The 18,217-nt window shown below is 40.4% G+C and carries 12 protein-coding genes and 1 other RNA gene; 4 read left to right on the top strand and 9 right to left on the bottom strand.

Going from position 1 to position 18,217, the window contains the following annotated elements:
• Positions 1-88 precede the first annotated feature (88 nt).
• From DOD25_RS02475 to DOD25_RS02465, 3 genes are all read right to left on the bottom strand, one after another.
• Positions 89-2,470 (bottom strand): DNA gyrase/topoisomerase IV subunit B, encoded by a 2,382-nt coding sequence (locus tag DOD25_RS02475; protein WP_064340565.1) that lies wholly within the window; start codon positions 2,468-2,470, stop codon positions 89-91.
• Between the two features lie 106 nt (positions 2,471-2,576).
• The gene (locus DOD25_RS02470; protein WP_162720536.1) at positions 2,577-4,046 is read right to left on the bottom strand and encodes an RNA polymerase sigma factor; all 1,470 of its coding nucleotides are present in this window, start codon (positions 4,044-4,046) and stop codon (positions 2,577-2,579) included.
• Between the two features lie 130 nt (positions 4,047-4,176).
• Positions 4,177-5,043, bottom strand: coding sequence for a hypothetical protein (locus tag DOD25_RS02465; protein ID WP_064340566.1), 867 nt, complete (start codon positions 5,041-5,043; stop codon positions 4,177-4,179).
• A gap of 195 nt (positions 5,044-5,238) precedes the next feature.
• Here DOD25_RS02465 and DOD25_RS02460 point away from each other — a divergent pair, with 195 nt between their 5' ends.
• Together DOD25_RS02460 and DOD25_RS02455 are read left to right on the top strand one after the other, a co-directional pair.
• Positions 5,239-6,345, top strand: coding sequence for a polyprenyl synthetase family protein (locus tag DOD25_RS02460; RefSeq protein WP_064340567.1), 1,107 nt, complete (start codon positions 5,239-5,241; stop codon positions 6,343-6,345).
• A gap of 97 nt (positions 6,346-6,442) precedes the next feature.
• Complete coding sequence (locus DOD25_RS02455) at positions 6,443-8,833, top strand: Stk1 family PASTA domain-containing Ser/Thr kinase (RefSeq protein WP_101886025.1); 2,391 nt, start codon at positions 6,443-6,445, stop codon at positions 8,831-8,833.
• 125 nt (positions 8,834-8,958) lie between these two features.
• On the opposite strand, the gene DOD25_RS02450 is transcribed toward DOD25_RS02455, so the two are convergent.
• Positions 8,959-9,666: a lysophospholipid acyltransferase family protein gene (locus DOD25_RS02450; RefSeq protein WP_032842512.1), complete on the bottom strand. Its 708-nt coding sequence runs from the start codon at positions 9,664-9,666 to the stop codon at positions 8,959-8,961.
• A 75-nt stretch (positions 9,667-9,741) separates the two neighbouring features.
• Here DOD25_RS02450 and DOD25_RS02445 point away from each other — a divergent pair, with 75 nt between their 5' ends.
• Complete coding sequence (locus DOD25_RS02445) at positions 9,742-10,410, top strand: hypothetical protein (RefSeq protein ID WP_101886024.1); 669 nt, start codon at positions 9,742-9,744, stop codon at positions 10,408-10,410.
• Between the two features lie 85 nt (positions 10,411-10,495).
• On the opposite strand, the gene secA is transcribed toward DOD25_RS02445, so the two are convergent.
• Complete coding sequence (secA, locus tag DOD25_RS02440; RefSeq protein WP_004106800.1) at positions 10,496-13,291, bottom strand: preprotein translocase subunit SecA; 2,796 nt, start codon at positions 13,289-13,291, stop codon at positions 10,496-10,498.
• Between the two features lie 188 nt (positions 13,292-13,479).
• Positions 13,480-14,151 carry a ribosome hibernation-promoting factor, HPF/YfiA family gene (gene hpf, locus DOD25_RS02435; RefSeq protein ID WP_004106803.1) on the bottom strand — a complete coding sequence of 224 codons (672 nt, stop codon included), beginning with the start codon at positions 14,149-14,151 and terminating at the stop codon, positions 13,480-13,482.
• Between the two features lie 211 nt (positions 14,152-14,362).
• On the opposite strand from hpf, the gene rnpB reads away from it, so the two are divergent.
• Positions 14,363-14,736, top strand: an RNA gene (rnpB, locus tag DOD25_RS02430) — RNase P RNA component class A.
• A gap of 20 nt (positions 14,737-14,756) precedes the next feature.
• On the opposite strand, the gene DOD25_RS02425 is transcribed toward rnpB, so the two are convergent.
• Genes DOD25_RS02425 through DOD25_RS02415 form a run of 3 tightly spaced genes read right to left on the bottom strand, consistent with a single transcriptional unit; the run spans position 14,757 to position 18,192 of the window.
• The gene (locus DOD25_RS02425) at positions 14,757-15,437 is read right to left on the bottom strand and encodes an HAD family hydrolase (RefSeq protein ID WP_101886023.1); all 681 of its coding nucleotides are present in this window, start codon (positions 15,435-15,437) and stop codon (positions 14,757-14,759) included.
• Positions 15,421-17,214, bottom strand: a complete 1,794-nt coding sequence (recN, locus tag DOD25_RS02420; protein WP_112928633.1) for a DNA repair protein RecN — start codon at positions 17,212-17,214, stop codon at positions 15,421-15,423. Before recN ends, DOD25_RS02425 begins: the two co-directional genes overlap by 17 nt.
• Before the next feature lie 54 nt (positions 17,215-17,268).
• Positions 17,269-18,192: an NAD kinase gene (locus DOD25_RS02415; protein ID WP_112928631.1), complete on the bottom strand. Its 924-nt coding sequence runs from the start codon at positions 18,190-18,192 to the stop codon at positions 17,269-17,271.
• Between the last annotated feature and the right edge of the window lie 25 nt (positions 18,193-18,217).

The following is an 18,217-nucleotide window of genomic DNA, read 5'->3' as shown; positions in this document are numbered from 1 at the left end:
TTTCTAACGCAAACACGCCTTCATAAAGCAATATAAAGGAATATAAATATACAAGGCGACATAAAGCAACGCAAACAACATGCCGACATCAGGTATCGATTTTGGAACGATCAAAGTCATCAGCGTTATCAACAATAAACTGCTTGCGCGGAGGAACATCATCACCCATCAGCAAATCGAATACTTCGCTCGCTTGCTGAGCATCTTCCATACGAATCCTTCGAAGCATACGGGTTCTAGGGTCCATAGTAGTGTCTGCAAGCTGATCCGCATCCATCTCGCCCAAGCCCTTATAGCGCTGAATATCGCTGTTAAAATCAATGCCCTTAGCTTGCAAATCATCAAGCTTTCCAGCCAATTCGTCGTCTGAGTAAGTATAAATATACTCACCCTTTCGCTTTCCAGCGAGCGCAATTCTGTGAAGAGGCGGCACTGCAGCATAAACATGACCGTGCTCAATAAGCGGACGCATATAACGATAGAACAGCGTCAGCAGCAAAATACGAATGTGCGCGCCGTCAACATCAGCATCAGTCATCATAACAATCTTGTTATAACGCGCTTGCGAAATATCAAAACTTGCGCCCGATCCCGCTCCAACAACCTGAATAATTGCAGCACACTCTTTGTTTGAAAGCATTTGTGCAAGACTTGCCTTTTGCACGTTCAAAATCTTACCGCGAATTGGAAGAAGCGCTTGGAAAGCAGAGTTCCTAGCAGCTTTTGCAGTGCCAAGTGCAGAATCACCCTCGACGATGAAAAGTTCTGCAACATCGTCGTTTCCAGGCTGGCAATCAGAAAGTTTTGGTGGCATTGAAGCAGACTCAAGCGCATTCTTTCTGCGCGTAACTTCCTTAGTTTTACGCGCCTGAACACGAGCATGCATTTCGGAAACGATTTTTTCCAAAACCCTAGCAGACTGCTCTTTGAATCCTCGCTTAGATCCAGTAATCATCTCACCAAATTGAGCATCAGTCATTTTAGTAACAATTGGCTTAACTTGTGCGGTTCCAAGAACATCCTTAGTTTGACCTTGGAATTGAGGCTCAGCAATGCGAACAGTTACGACTGCTACCAATCCTGCTGTAATGTCGTCTCGCTCAATTTTCGTATTCGAATCTTTAAGATTTACTTTTAATTTGCGTGCGTTGTCTTCAACAGCTTTACGAATTTGCTTGGTCAATCCTTGCAAGAATCCGTCAACGTGCATACCTCCGCCAGGAGTTTCAACAACGTTTACGAAACTAATAATCGTTGAATCGTAGCCGTTTACCCAACGCATTGCAATGTCAACGCCGCACTTACGCGTTACTTGTTGAGCATGTAAATCTCCTGCAGAATCAACAGCTTGCGTTTCTTCTACATATGTATCTTCGCCAGAAATACGCCAAATATCCGATACTGCTTCACCTTTTGAAAGAAAATCAACGAAATCTTTGACGCCACCATTATGCAAAAATTCAACTACTCGAGGATGATGCTTATTTTGCATTGAGTTAGCAGACTCAGCATTTGCAACAGATTGTGCAACTGATTCTTCAGATTCAGCATCTTCATTCGCGATATTTTCAGTCTCATCTTCAGAATCATCTTCATCTTCTAATGTTGTTTCAGATTCTAATTCTTCAAATTCAGGCACAGAGTCATCGCTATTATCAGACTGGTTTTCAAGAAGATTATCTTCTGCAGCATTATCTTCTATAACATTGTCTTCTGGAGAATCAATTTCTTCAATATTTGCAGATTCACCTTCAGGCACATGCTCGTCAATAACAGTAATTTTTAAGCCTGGAACCAGGAAACTTGTTTGACGCACGCGAGCAATAAGCTGCTCATAGCTGAAATGCGCAGTTGAGTTAAAAATTTCTGGATCCGCCCAGTAGCGTACACGAGTGCCGGTAGTTTTTGGCGAAACAGTGCCAATAATTTCAAGCTCAGTAGGCTTATTTTTTCGCGTGCGCTTAAACGGAGAAGCAGGAGATGGATGCTCTGGATCTGCATCACTATAAACTCCAGGATGTCCCTGATGGAACGCCATATGATGCGTTTTACCGTCTCTATCAACTTCGACATCCAAACGCAAACTCAAAGCGTTTACAACAGAAGAGCCAACGCCATGTAAACCGCCTGCAGCATTATAAGAAGCGTTGCCAAACTTTGCTCCAGCATGAAGCTTAGTTAAAACAACTTCAACGCCTGTAAGTTTTGTTTTAGGCTCAACGTCTACTGGAATACCACGACCGTTATCTGCAACTTCAATAGATCCATCGTCGTGAAGAGTAACAATAATATGATCGCAAGCTCCAGCTAAAGCTTCGTCAACTGCGTTGTCAATAATCTCCCAAAGGCAATGCATTAAACCTTGACTGTCTGTAGTGCCAATATACATGCCTGGACGCTTACGAACTGCGTCTAAGCCTTCAAGCACAGTCAAGCTATCAGCATCATATTGCTCTTTATGAGAGACCACTTCTACCCCTTGCACTTATTAAACGTACAACCGATTATTTTAAGCAATAAGTGTCGTACTATCGCAAAAGCAACAATACGACACTTTGTAATATAACTTCACACAATCACTGATCTAAGAAGTCACGCAAAGTTTGCGATCTAGAAGGATGACGCAGCTTAGACATTGTTTTAGACTCAATTTGACGAATACGTTCACGAGTAACACCATAAACGCGACCAATATCGTCTAAAGTCTTTGGTTGACCATCTTCCAAGCCATAGCGCATCTTAATAACTCCAGCCTCTCTAGGGGCCAAAGTTTCCAAAACTTGCCTAAACTGTTCTTGAAGAAGCGAGAATGCAACAGCATCAGACGGTGCGATTGCGTCAGTATCTTCAATCAAATCGCCAAACTCAGAATCGCCATCCTCACCCAAAGGAGTGTGCAAAGAAATCGGTTCACGACCGTACTTTTGTACTTCCTGAACCTTTTCTACTGGCATATCTAGTTCGCGAGCAAGCTCATCTGGTGTAGGTTCACGACCTAAATCTTGAAGCATTTGACGCTGAACCCTAGAAAGCTTATTAATAACTTCAACCATATGCACTGGAACTCGAATAGTACGAGCCTGATCTGCCATAGCACGAGTAATAGCCTGGCGAATCCACCAAGTTGCGTAAGTTGAGAACTTAAAGCCCTTCTTCCAGTCAAACTTTTCAACTGCACGAATCAAACCAAGGTTACCTTCCTGAATCAAATCAAGGAAAAGCATGCCTCTACCCGTATAACGCTTAGCAAGAGAAACAACAAGACGCAAGTTTGCTTCAAGAAGATGATCTTTAGCTTTCTTACCATCTGCTGCAGCCCACTTAAGCTCACGCTTACGCTTAAACTCCATTTGATCAATTTGAGTATCAAGCAAATGCTGAGCATACAATCCAGCTTCAATACGCTCTGACAAATCAACTTCTTGCTCAGCGTTAAGCAAGCTCACGCGACCTATCTGCTTTAAATAATCCTTAACAGGATCTGCAGTAGCGCCTGTAGCAATTACACGACGCTTAGGATTACCAGACGGAGTTAGATTATCATCATCGTCATCGTCTCGTACAACAAATGCGCCTTTTGCTTGTGGCACTTGCGGAGCATCATGCTTAATTTCGTCGTGATCATCAATTTCATCAAGATCTTCAGACTCTTCATCATCAAGATCATCTGCAACGTCAATATCGCTTAAATCGTCAACATCAGATATATCTTCTGGCTGGATATCGTCTAAATCATCAAGATTCAAATGTTCATCATCAACATCAAGATGTGGATCGTCATCTAAAGGATCGTCAATAGATAATTGATCTTGAGATTCAATATCTACGCTATCCTCAGTTTCGTCATGTTTAGCATCAGACGATACTGATTCAGTATCAATCTTGTTGTCTTCAGTTTTCTTTGAGTGAGAACTGCGTGTCTTGCTATCAGCTGACGAAGTTCGAGTACTGGTTTTACGCGCAGCGCTAGCCTTGCGAGTTTTTACAGGCTTAGTATCATCTTGCATTTCGTCGCTGTCGACCGTTGATCCAACTTCACTCGTCAAACTGTTCCTCCTGTATTATCCCCTTGTAACGCATATAGGCATAGTTCATGCAAGGGCAAGTTTTACCTTAAGTAGTAAACCATTTAAGCAAGACGATTATTCCCCAACTAATTTTTTGCGGCGTGGCGAATTATTCAATCCATGCTGGCTCAAGACCATTTTCGAATGCTCCACACACTATTTTTGCCATAGAACAATCAGGATCAATGCGCAATGCACAATCACAATAATACTTTACTTCTCCTAGCCTAAACCACCAGCTGATATAAGCTAATAAAGCGTAAACTTGCACAGATAATTTTGGAATGCTTTTAGTAATAATAGCCATAGATTTTAAAATTTTGCACGCGAAAATAGCTCTCTTTATATCAGGCTTATTATTTGTTTGAGTGAATTTTGCTTCTAAACAATGCCGCAAATTACGAGATACTTCAGAAGTGTGAGGACACCAAGCAAATTCCGACAAAGTTTTTTCGTCATACCATTCTTGATTTTCATCCAGAATAGAAATAAGCATTGCGTCACGAACATTAATATTATGCAACATTGCTATTGGCAGGTTTACTAGATCATATCCAAACATTTTTTCATCGTAAGCAAACATATTGTACCATCGCATAAGCGCTCTGCTTGCAATATCTCTAATGGCGTATTGCTTGCCATTTCGATCAACATTTTCTATAAAAGCTTCCGAAACTGCCGGAACCCAATATTCTAATCCTTTAATCCATTGCACACTATCACTACAGTTGTTGTAAATATATTCCTTAGAAAAAGTCATAAAAAAGCTGCACTCTTTGGAAGGATATATATTCCCATTAATATCTGAAATTTCTCTTCCAGCAAAACTTTCAAAATCTTCTGAACCTGCAAAATCTAAACAACCATTAAAAGAATTAGCGCTTTCACCATAAATTTGCATAAGACTTTGCATATCAAAGTCATCCATACAATTATGCGATATCTTTGTTTTCAAATCATCCTCTACAATTTCCATGCATACTCCCCCTCATTTTTTACATGATTTTTTATTTTGATAATCAAACTATGTAATAGCATTTTTTGATATATTGAAGTTTCTCAAGACATAAGTCAGCATTCAATAAAAAACTATTTCCGCGGTGAAAAGCTTATTAAACCATAATAATAACTGCGTTTTGTAATGTTCAGCCCTGTGGATAACTTTCATAATATGAGCACATTTATAGGCAACAATTACAGTCTTAACGATATTGAATCTAGAATTACTTTTTTAATTTCTCAGCAATTTAATACGGGACTAGAAGATAATCTTTCATCCACATGTGCGCAAACACTACAGCAAGTAATAAAGCAAGCTATTGTTTCAAGCGAAGGCGGAAAACGTCTTAGAGCTCTTCTTACGATTTCAGCATTTTACGCTGCATCAAAAGAAACCAATATTCAAAAAATCCATGAACAGTCTGTATTTGACATAGCTTGTGCTCTAGAAGTATTTCAAACAGCTGCATTAATTCATGATGATATTATTGACGAATCTTATTTGAGACGTGGAAAGCCTAGTGCGTATTGTGCATTAAGTAAAGCTTGCAATAATAAGCATATTGGCACAGGCTTAGGTTTAATGCTAGGAGATCTACTTGCCACAGAAAGTTTCGATATTGCAAGAAATTGTGCGAAGAATTTTACTTATGGCGAGGAATTGTTAGCAGCATTTGCGTCTATGCAAAGAAATGTTGGTATTGGTCAAGTATTGGATTTGTCTATAGAAATGATGCAACTAGATAATCCAATACAACTTGCGGAATCATCTTTGAATGTTTTTAGATGGAAAACAGCCAGTTACACTACTGTTGCTCCATTAACTCTCGGCTTTCTTGCAGCAAATATGCAACCAACTGAAGCATACAATCTTGCTAATTCTATTGGCAATTCGTTAGGCGTTGCTTTCCAGATTGCTGATGATTTGCTTGATATTGTTTCAGATAGCAAGATTACAGGTAAGCCTATTGGCGGTGATATTAGAGAAGGTAAGCGTGCAGTTCTTCTTGCAGATGCTTTGCAATACGGAAACGATAACGAAAGAGAAATACTATTAAAAGCTTATACGAGTAGTACTAGGAGTGAAGATGATGTAAATAAAATAATACAGATTTACCATACTTCTGGTGCTATTGAAAAATCAAAAAAGCGAATTGAGAATCTATGGAATGATTCACAACAAGCAATCGAATCAAGTACATTGAGCGATAGTGGAAAAACTATTTTGCATGAAATTAGCAAACGATTTATACCAGAAGCATGGCGTAATGTACAATAATATTTAGTAAATAACGCTCGAAATTAGCCTTCTTTACTATCTTGCTTGTACACTCGTAAGTAGCAAAAATGGTTTTACGCGTATAAGGATTGTGACAATGGATGAAGCTACGCAGGCGCAGCCAGGTATGCGCATTGAAAATCGCTATCGCATTGTGCGCAAAATAGCTCAGGGTGGCATGGCTACTGTGTATCAAGCAGAAGATGAACGCCTTGATAGACCTGTAGCAATTAAAATCATGCACACTCAACTTGCTCAAGGAGTGCATCGCCAGCAATTTATTGCTAGATTCCGCAGAGAAGCAACCTCTGCTGCAGCAATTGCCAATCCACATATTGTGCAAGTTTATGATACGGGCGAATATGATGGGCTTGATTATCTTGTGATGGAATATGTTCATGGCGTTAATTTGCGTTATGAAATGAATATGCAAGGCACATTCAGTGTGCGAGATACGCTGCGTTTACTTGCAGAAACTTTGGATGGTCTCGCTTCTGCACATAATGCTGGAGTTGTGCATAGAGATATTAAGCCGGAAAATATTTTAATTAACGATCGAGGTCATGTTCAGATTACTGATTTCGGTTTAGCTAGAGCAATTTCGCAAGCAACATTATCTTCTACAGGATTGCTTCTTGGCACAGCAGCTTATCTTGCTCCTGAACTTATTGAGCATAATCTTGCAACTCCTCAAGGTGATTTGTATTCAGCGGGCATGATGGCTTGGGAAATGCTTGCAGGAAGAGTGCCTTTTACTGCAGATAATCCTGTTACGCTTGTTTTCAAGCATGTGCATGAAAACACTCCTTCAATTGCTACAGCTTGCCCTGGAATTAGCGAAAAAGTTGCACAATTCATAGCAAACCTCACTGCTCGCGACATGAACGAACGACCTAAAGATGCAAGTGAAGCATTAGCAAAATTACGTGCACTTTCTACACAATTAAACCCTGAAGATTGGCAATACAAAGCAGAAGAACCACAAGAGTTTTCAGAAGAAACAGACTTTTCTCCTATTAATAATTTGCGTGTTCCCCCTGAAGCAAATTATTCGGACAAATTGAATCCTAATAATGACTCAGATGCTACACGAGCGATAAATACTTCAGGCTCTAATTTTTCTGCTAATTCCAACTCTTTATTGCAAAATGCTACAGACGAAACTGTTGCAATACCTAGAGATAATTCTGTAGGTGAACTCGATTCACGCACAAATAATGATCTACATAATCCTGAAGTCAATAATGTAGCAATAGACAATTCACTAGCGAAGTCCAACAGTGCTTTCGATGCGAATAATCTTCAAAAAACACAAGCTATGCAATGGCATGCTACTAATGCAGAAGATGTGTCATACAATTCGCAAGATAATCCTTTAGAAGAATTTGACGATAGCAATATGCCAACAATTGCTATTAGCTCTCGCAATTTTAACAACAAATTAAATGCAACAAAACCATTGGGCCTGTCATATACAGAAAAGGACTTAGGAAACAAGTCTAACCGCTCTTCTAAAAAGCGTGTTTTCATTATTGCAGGTTTAAGTACAGCTGGAGTATTAGCAATTGCTGCTATTGGTGGTTTTTGGTATTTCTTAGGTCCTGGCAGTTATTGGACGCTACCTAAGCCTGACGACCTTCAATGCAACAATTATGCATCTTGCAAAATAACTGATGTCAATTGGCAACGATATGAGCACACGCTTAAAGTTGCTGGAATTCCTTACACAGTTTCAAAAGATTATAGTGACGATGTGCCAGAAGGAAAAGTAGTTTCAACAAATCCTGATGTTGTCGGAAGCCATATTCAAAAGCACAATAATAGTGCTCTTAATGTTGTAATTTCGCGTGGAATTCGTAAGGCTACAATCCCGGACGATATTACAGATCCAAAGACTTACAATGGCAAAAATCCTTTGAAAACATTGCGTAAAGCAGGCTTTACTAACATTATTCACGATAAGTCAGGAGATACGTATTCTATAGATATACCAGCTGGCAGCTTAATTGATATTAACCCTAAACCTGGCACACGCATGAACCATAACGAAGAAGTAAGTATTTTACTTTCTAAGGGACCTAAGCCTGTACAAATGCCAGATATAGTTGGGAAAACAAAGAATGAAGCTGACTTAGCTTTGACTGACGCTAAGCTGGATGTAAAGTACGAAGAAGAAAATAGCGATACTGTAGCAAAGGGTAAGATTATCCGCGCTTCTGTTGAAGCTGGTTCTGACTTACATTGGGGCGATAGCGTTAAAGTTGTTGTTTCAAAAGGTCCAAAAACTGTTACATTGCCAAACGTTTGCGGAAAGAGCAGTGATGAAGCTAGAAGGATTATTGAAAGTCTAGGGCTTAAAGTTCGTGTTTCTGCTCCACTTGGTGATTTAATGCACGTAGTGCGCTTCCAATCCCCTGGAGCTGGAAGCGAAGTGCCATTGAAGGATTCTAATGGAAATCCTTCTATTATTACTCTTACAGTAATATAAGCGTGTCTTAAGTATTATAAAAGCGGCGGAAGCTCAATAACTTTCGCCGCTTACATATTTGAACATAAATAAAATTTAAATATGTAATAATGTTAATCTAATAGCATGAGAATCAGCATTATATTTTACTTATTTTCGTTACTTTCTTCACGTTTTTGACGCATACGTTCTTTTACGGTTTGAGCATATTCATCAACGTATTCTTGACCACTCATTTGCTGAATAGACTTAGTTACTTTATCTGTAATTTCGCGTAAACGCTCGTGAGTGATCTCACTTTCGTCACGAACACGCTCTACTTGAATAGGCTCGCCATAAATCGCCTTAGTCTTGCCTTTTGCTGGAATAACTTGACCATGCACTTGTAATTCTCTAGTTCCAATAATTGCAACAGGTATAATCGGGCAACCTGTTTCAAGAGCAAGACGTGCAGCACCAGTATGACCACGATATAAACGACCGTCTGGGCTTCTTGTGCCTTCAATATGAATGCCAAAAAGCTGACCTTTTTCTAATATTTCACGAGCATGATTCAAAGCGCCAAGAGATTTTGCGCCTCCAGAACGATCTACAGGGAAAACGCCCACAGAAGTAAACCACCACTTCTTAAAACGACCCTTTAAACCTTTGCCTTCAAAATATTCTGCTTTACCCATAAAGTGGATCATACGAGGACAAGTCAATGGCAGAAGCGCGTCATCAATAACAGCAAGATGATTTGCAGCAATAATAGCTCCACCCTTTTTAGGAACATTTTTAACACCTTGCGCTGATGGATGAATCCTCATGCGGGCAATACCCCCAAGTCCCTTCACGAAGAACCAGTACAACATACCATATCCTTTCTTGCAAGTCCAATTTCGAACATTTTAAGCATAGAATCAGGAAGACTTGCTACAGTATAGTTCATGACTTCTTCTAAGAATACCAACGACCCTCGCCGTGATGACGAGTTAACGTCAGAATCGTTAAAAAATAATCGAAAACAAAACAACGGAGATTTTGATGACGAATGGTCATCTTTTGTTGCAGAACATTCTGATGACATGAACGATATTGCTAATTCACGTAGCGCAAAAAGTTTTGAAAAGCACGCTCAGAAAGAAGAAAAAAAGAAAGAGCGCAACACTATAGCAAGCGACAATAATTCTAAAAATCAAAAAAGTGTAATAAAAAATAAATTTAACTTAAAAAATCTAAGTAGCCATAAATCTTATATTATTCCTACTAGAATGCAAGATTCTCACACGATTATAACTGCTAAAGGTCCTCGTGATAATACCCGCACAAGTTGGCTCGATTTAGATAAGACTATGGAAGACTATGGCGATGATTTTGTGCCTCCAAATCCACAATTTTATAACGTATCTCTAGTTAATGTAGTTTTGTGGATTCTATTTGTTATAGGTATCTTCGGTGTTATTGTAAGTGCTTTTATTCCTACTATAGCGAACATTGTTGGTATTATATGCGGCTTATTAATGCTACTTAGTGGAGCAGGATTACTTATGAATCGCAAAAAACCTGATCCGTATAAAGAAGATTACAGCGATTATGGAGATGGTGCTCGAGTATAGCTAATAATCAATCGAATATAATAAAAGGCGGCATGATTTTGATCACACCGCCTTTTATTTATATTTACTTTAGTAAGCTTTCAAGTCACTCAGCTTCATTTTCAGCTTCGTTTTGACCATGGCAAAGCTTGTACTTACGACCAGAACCACATGGGCATTCGTCATTCTTATTTGTTCCTGGGAATGTACGTCCATCAGACCATGGAGTCTTCCATTCTTCATTCTTTGGTCGCATGGTTAATGGAACATCGCCTTCAGCATGGCTCAAAGGTGCAGGACCAACAATACCAGCAGCTTGATCTTCAGCATCTACCTCAGACGAAGCTTGCGCAACATCTTCATCAAGCTCATCGTCAGAAGAAATATCTTCAGTAGAAGCAATCTGATTGACATCAATGTGGAATAGAAGCTGAATGCTTTCTTCCTTAATTGCCTCAATCATCGAATTGTACATCTGGTAGCCTTCACGCTGATATTCAACGAGCGGATCACGCTGACCCATACCACGCAGACCAATACCATCCTTCAAATAATCCATCTCATAAAGATGTTCACGCCACTTGCGATCGAGAACAGAAAGAACAACGCGACGTTCAATTTGACGAAGTGGATCAGCACCGAGACGATCTTCGACGAGAGAGTAAACCTTTACTACACTGTCGACGATCAAATCACGCAAAGCAGAAACAGCTTTTTCGCCCTTGAGATTGATAATAGTTTCACGTACCTGATCCCAATCAAGAAGTACAGGCATTACAGAGTTAAGAGCATCTTTTAAGCCGTCCAAATCCCAATTCTTTGGCTTATCAGAACCGTTCATTGCGCCACGCACATAGCTTTCTACGGTGTCACTGATGAACTTCAAGATGTCCTCGTGAATATCTTCACCCTTAAGAACCATCTGACGCTCTGCATAAATCACAGTACGCTGCTTATTCATAACATCGTCATACTTCAAAACGTTCTTACGCATTTCAAAGTTACGAGCTTCAACAGTCTTCTGTGCCGTACGCACACCGTTAGAAACGTACTTAGACTCAATTGGTTCGCCTTCTGGCAATCCCTTAGCCATAACACGAGCAACAAGCTGAGTGTTGAACAGGCGCATCAAATCATCTTCCAAGCTCAAGTAGAAGCGAGATTCGCCAGGATCGCCCTGACGACCAGATCGACCTCGAAGCTGGTTATCAATACGACGAGATTCGTGACGCTCAGTGCCAAGAACATACAAGCCACCAAGCTTCTTAACTTCTTCATGCTCGTCTTTAACTTGCTCTTTAACTTCAGCTAAAACGCCTGGCCAACGCTTCTCATATTCTTCAGGAGTATCGTCTGGAGAATAACCATCAGCCTTCAACTTTGCATCAGCCAAGAATTCAACATTGCCACCAAGCATAATATCAGTACCACGACCTGCCATGTTAGTAGCAACAGTTACAGCACCCTTACGACCAGCAACAGCAACAACAGCAGCTTCCTTAGCATTCTGCTTAGCATTCAAAACCTGGTGAGGAATGCGAGCAACGTCAAGGAGTGAAGAAAGAATCTCAGAAGATTCAACAGAAGCTGTACCAAGCAACACAGGCTGTCCTTTAGCATGGCGTTCAGCAACATCGCGCACGATAGCAGTAAGCTTTTCTTTCTTTGTGCGGAAGATCAAATCGTCCTTATCTTTACGAATTACTGGACGATTGGAAGGAATTGGAAGAACACCAAGCTTGTAAGTTCCCATGAACTCTGCAGCTTCAGTCTCAGCAGTACCAGTCATACCAGCAAGCTTGTCGTACATGCGGAAATAGTTTTGCAAAGTAATAGTAGCAAAAGTCTGATTTTCTGCCTTAACTTCCACATTTTCTTTAGCTTCAATTGCTTGATGCAAGCCCTCGCTATAACGACGACCTGGAAGAACACGACCAGTATGCTCATCGACAATCAAAACTTCGCCGTTGGTGACAACATAGTCACGATCTAGAAGGAAAAGCTCCTTAGCTTTCAAAGCGTTATTCAAATAACCAATAAGAGCTGTATTGCTTGGCTCATAAAGGTTATCGATGCCCAAGTAATCCTCAATTTTTGCAATGCCAGGATCAAGAATACCTGCGGTTTTTTTCTTTTCGTCAATCTCGTAATCAACATCGCGAGTAAGCTTCAAAACAAGCTTTGCAAATTCACGATACCAATGAGTTACATCACCTTCAGCAGGACCTGAAATAATAAGTGGCGTACGAGCCTCATCGATAAGAATGGAATCGACCTCATCGACAATTGCATAGTGATGACCGCGTTGCACAAGTTCGCTCTTTTCCCACGCCATATTATCGCGCAAGTAATCGAAGCCAAACTCATTATTTGTACCGTAAGTAATATCAGCATTGTATTGCTTACGACGCTCAGGTGGCTGCTGGTCGGTAATAATGCAGCCAACGCTCATGCCAAGGAATCTATAAATACGACCCATAAGTTCGCTTTGATAGCTAGCAAGGTAATCGTTGACTGTGACAACGTGCACGCCTTTGCCTTCCAAAGCATTCAGATAGCTTGGCAAAGTAGCGACCAACGTTTTACCTTCACCAGTTTTCATTTCTGCAATATTGCCCCAATGCAATGCAGCACCACCCATAAGCTGCACATCGAAATGACGCTGGCCAAGCGTACGCTTTGAAACCTCTCGCACAGTAGCGAAGGCTTCAGGCATCAAATCATCAAGCTTTGCACCATTGTCTAAACGCTGCTTGAATTTAGCAGTTTGACCCTTCAATTCTTCATCGGAAAGCGCGGAAATTTCATCTTCCAACGCATTCACAGCCTTGGCTACGTTCTCAAGGCGCTTCAATTGACGGCCTTCACCCATACGCAAGGCTTTATCGACGATATCTACCACGTTTTGCTCCCTTAGGTCATGTCTATGACGACGGCCTAGCCAACATAGACGTAAACTGTGCCTATATTACGCGACGGCTACGATTTTTGTAAGTTAGCGAGTCTGATTTCTACATAAAAATGCCCGCCCAACATTGTGCTAGACGGGCACGCGCACTTATTCGCGCACTTTAGACATGTTTTTAACCATTACTTTTGCTTAGCAACATTTTCAGGTGTATCAATTTCAAACACGCCATAGCTCCAACCATGTCTGCGATATACTACAGATGGTCTCATAGTTTCTTTGTTTACAAACAGGAAGAAATCATGTCCAATAAGCTCCATCTCATACAAAGCCTCATCTATGCTCATAGGCTCTGCAATATGTAGCTTACGACGAATCACAATAGGAGTGTCGCCAACACTTACTTCCACAGATTCACCAGGACCTAAATCGGAAGCAACAGCAGCATCTGCGCTATTAACCTCATTTTCTTCTGGCTCTTCAACGGTAGTTTCAATCTCAGGTTCTACAGCACCCATATCTACAGGAGTCATTTCCGTATATCCACGGCGATGATCCTTACGACGATCGCGAGTACGACGCAAACGAAGCGTCAACTTATCAAGCGCCATATCTAATGCGCTAAATTGATCAGTGCTAGAAGCTTCTGCGCGAATCACAGTGCTTCCTGCAACAACAGTGATTTCAACTCGCTTTGCTGTGTCAGCCTGCCTTGGATTGCCTTCATGAGTCAACACGATTTGCACGCGCTGCGCATCAGGCGCAATGGCGGTCACACGATTCATCTTACTTTCTACAACGTCACGGAACCTTTGATTAATCTGCGTATGACGACCAGTAATGACGATTTCCATGCGAAACCTCCCCATATAGACTCGAACCTTAAGCTCGATTTGTACAACCCGACTGCCACGATGCCGTCGGTTCTTCTATTATATCTGCTAAATCCATACAAACCTAGCAATTTATTAAATTAAAATAAAAAAATTAACGTTTATTACGGAATTTCTTATAAAATAACGAATTTTTTACGATATTAATATTATCTGCTATAATTAGGAAGGTTGAGGTTTCACGATGGCCGCGGTCACAATGTTCATTCGGAGTGACTGAGGAACTTCCGGGCTCCACAGAGCACAATGGCGGATAACGTCCGCCCAGGGCGACCTGAGAGATAGCGCAACAGAGAATAGACCGCCTGAACGTTTCGTTCGGGTAAGGGTGAAACGGCGGCGTAAGAGACCACCGGGCTTCTGGCAACAGTAAGCCGCATGGCAAGCCTCATTGGGAGCAAGGTCAAGCAGAAGACGCTTTAGAGCTGCTCGCTCAAGTCTTCGGGTAGACTGCTAGAGTTTGGCGGTAACGTCAAATCGAGATGGATGGCCATCCGCATGCACTTGTGTATGCGACAAAACCCGGGGTATGTGAAACCTCATCAACTCAACCAAATAGCATATTTTCAACTTATATCGCTGATTTTTGGAGCGAAAGAAAAATCAGAGAATACTGCTAAACACTTATTAAACGACGAATCTAAATCAATTTTTACGTTTGAATTATCAACTACTCCGCATGTTTGCATACCAGCTTGCTGAGCTGAACATAAAGCTGTAGCAGAATCTTCAAAAACTATGCATTCAGCTGGATCTGCTTTAAGCTGATTAGCAATATCGGTATAAGTTTTAGGACTATGCTTACCTTTTTCAGATAAATCTTCTCCAAAATGAAGAAAATCAAAACAATCAAAAATACCAACTCTTTTTAAAGCTGGAATACACAAGCGTTTAGAAAGAGTTGTGGCAAGAAAAAGCTTTACACCATTAGAATGCAAATAATGCACATATTCATACGCGCCTTTTCTTAGCGGAAGATGATTAGCATAAGCGTCAAAAGCCATATCTGACCACTCCTTCATCAAAGCTTCAGGAGAATCAGTGAACCCGTAATTTTTAATAACATATTCTGCAATTTGTCTAGGATTCATTGTTGCAGTTGTACTAGCAAAGATTGAGGGAACGCTCATACCACGTTTCGCAAAACTTACTCGATCAATATCATCCCAAACGCTTAAAGAATCAAGTAATGTGCCGTCAAAATCAAAAATCGCTGCAACAATAGACGAATTATTTTGTAAATCCATCAATGATCTTCCTACTTGCATTCAATAGTTCACGAGCATGTTCTAGTGAAGTTTTTGATTCACTTCCATCAAGCATCCTAGCAATCTCTTGTTCACGCATCAAATCATTAAGCTCAATAACAGAAGTATTTGCAACTTTAGCAAAAGAGCTATTCTCGCTATTATCGTCATTTTCAACAAGATTTTTTTGTACTGCAAATTGTACATCTGCAAAAGAAGCAACCTGAGCTAAATGAGTAACAACAATAACTTGAGCATGTTTAGAAAGTTGAGCCAAACGTTTACCTAGCTCTACTGCCGCAACACCACCAACACCAGAATCTACTTCGTCGAAAATAAATGTCATATTTTCTTCGTCGCAATCTGTCAACTTCGCAATAACAAGCTCAATTGCAAGCATAAGCCTACTTAATTCACCACCAGAAGCACTTTTGCTCATCGGCAAATCTGAAGAAGCAGGAAATGGTCGGAACAAAAACTCTACATCATCACATCCGTTAGCATCAAGCGGAATAGAACCAGATAAATCTTCGCAACGCTTATTTACACTGATAATTAATTGAGCACCTGGCATGGCCAAAGAGTTTAATTCTTCACTAACTAAAGTGCCAAAATCATGAGCTGCATTTAAACGAGTTTTATATAATTCTTCAGCAAGTTTAAGAGCATCATCATATCGTTGAGCACATTTAGCACGCGCTTTGGCAATAGCTTCAGGAGAATCATCTAAATCTTCAAGTTCAAACTGAGCTTTTTCGGACCAATCAAGTACATCATCTAATGTTGGGCCCCACCTACGAGTTAAATCAGTAAGATCATGAATACGAGAATTTAAATCATCTAAATCTTTTTCACTTACATCGATATCCAACTGTTGAGCAAGCTGCATTACGATATCGTCAAGTTGAGCATGAATATCGTCAAGTTGATTTGCAATAGAATTGAAAGAATCATCTACACGAATATTTCGTAATGCTTGAGAAGCTTTATCTACAAGGAAACAAGCATCTTCAGATGATTCTGAAGCACCACAATCTATTTGACTGGAATCAAGGGATGCGAGCGCAATGCTCACTGCTTTGACAATTTGAGCAGAATTCTCAATTCTTTCTCTTTTTGCGCGCAATTCTTTATCTTCATTAGGGAGAGGATTCACATCTCGTATTCGCGCTAATGATTCTCTAAGGTAATCTGCACGTTGCCGTGAAGAAGACGCTTGATTTTCTAGTCGGTTACATGTTTCTTTAGCATCTTTCCACGCTTGATACGCACATGCGTATTGCTTAAGTAATTCACTATTTTTAGATACAGTATCAAGCAATTCGCGTTGTTTTGAATTTGTTGCTATGCGTAATTGGTCACTTTGTCCATGAATCACTATCAATCGAGAACATACTTGTTCAAGAACTGTTTTTGGTACTGCGAAACCAGAAATTGTTGCTCTTGAACGACCTTCTTGTGGTACTGTTCTAGAAACATACATATCTGATTTATTTTCGTCATTTTCTGAAGGCTCTAATTCAATACCGGATTTGCCAACAGCATCTACTAATTCACTTGTTTTAGGAATACTAAATATGCCTTGGACCCACGCTTCTTTAGCATTTGGAGAAATCCTTGCAACTTCTGCTTTGGATCCAGAAATAAGCTTGATAGCACTTAAAAGCATTGACTTTCCGGCACCTGTTTCGCCCGTAATAGCTGTCATGTGAGACGAAGGAGTAATAAGCGCATGTGAAATTGGCCCAAGATTACGTATTTCTAACTCTTCAAGCACGCTGTACCTCGTTTTATAAATGCTATATTTAATATTATTTTCTACTTAAATAATTCATTTTAAAGAATTATTATTGTGCTCACGCCATCCAACTATTGGCAAATCAAATTTTGTAACTAAACGCTTCGTAAAAGGAGCGCCAGAAAGTCTAGCTAATAATAGCTCATCTTTTGATTGACGAACTTGAATCCTTGATCCCTGAGGGAGCGCACGCTGTCTTCTACCGTCGCAACAAATCCAACCTCCAGAAGACGATTCATTAAGAATGTCAATAGTAAAAGTAGAACCGGCACCAATAATTAGAGGACGCGCAAAAAGAGCATGAGCAGCTAATGGCACTAATTGCAATGCTTCTACATTTGGCCACATAATTGATCCACCTGCTGAAAATGCGTAAGCTGTGGAACCAGTAGGAGTTGAAACTATTACACCATCGCAACCAAAAGATGACATTTCAACATCGTCTACTCGTATTGAAAGTTCTACCATTCGACCTCTGTCTTCGCGATCAAGAGTTATATCGTTCAACGCCCAATCACTTAAAGGCTCGCTTTCGCCAGGAAGCCACACATCTACATGAGCTTCCATTCTCCTGTCAATAGTGTAATCCTTGTTTGCAATTCTACGAATAGCATCATTAATTTGAAAACTTTCGAATTCTGCCAAAAAACCAACATGGCCAAGATTTATGCCGATAATTGGAACAGTAGTACAATGCACTAACTCAGCAGCCTGAAGCATGGTGCCATCTCCCCCAAGTACCACAACTATTTCTGTATTTTCGTCAACTATACGAGTAGTTTTTTTAGCAAAATCAGACACAGAAGCACTGTTGAATACGTCAACAACGAATCCAGCTTTAATAAGTTGAGTCTTGACTTGATTTACCACATTACTGTGAACATCGATCCTAGCGTGAGTAACTACAAGAGCACGACGAGCCGCCGAAGCGGAATTAGTATCGAAATGTTCCTGCATATACAGCCCCTTCGTACTGTTTAAA

It is taken from the genome of Gardnerella leopoldii (assembly GCF_003293675.1).
In the GTDB taxonomy this organism is placed as follows: Bacteria; Actinomycetota; Actinomycetes; order Actinomycetales; family Bifidobacteriaceae; genus Bifidobacterium; species Bifidobacterium leopoldii.
This window is presented reverse-complemented; position numbering and strand designations above follow the sequence as displayed.

Coding starts and splice junctions, on each gene's coding strand:
- hpf (WP_004106803.1), bottom strand. CDS start 14,151: ATGGAAATCGTCATTACTGGTCGTCATACGCAGATTAATCAAAGGTTC.
- DOD25_RS02450 (WP_032842512.1), bottom strand. CDS start 9,666: ATGTTGTACTGGTTCTTCGTGAAGGGACTTGGGGGTATTGCCCGCATG.
- DOD25_RS02460 (WP_064340567.1), top strand. CDS start 5,239: ATGAGCACATTTATAGGCAACAATTACAGTCTTAACGATATTGAATCT.
- DOD25_RS02445 (WP_101886024.1), top strand. CDS start 9,742: ATGACTTCTTCTAAGAATACCAACGACCCTCGCCGTGATGACGAGTTA.
- DOD25_RS02425 (WP_101886023.1), bottom strand. CDS start 15,437: ATGGATTTACAAAATAATTCGTCTATTGTTGCAGCGATTTTTGATTTT.
- DOD25_RS02415 (WP_112928631.1), bottom strand. CDS start 18,192: ATGCAGGAACATTTCGATACTAATTCCGCTTCGGCGGCTCGTCGTGCT.
- DOD25_RS02465 (WP_064340566.1), bottom strand. CDS start 5,043: ATGGAAATTGTAGAGGATGATTTGAAAACAAAGATATCGCATAATTGT.
- DOD25_RS02455 (WP_101886025.1), top strand. CDS start 6,443: ATGGATGAAGCTACGCAGGCGCAGCCAGGTATGCGCATTGAAAATCGC.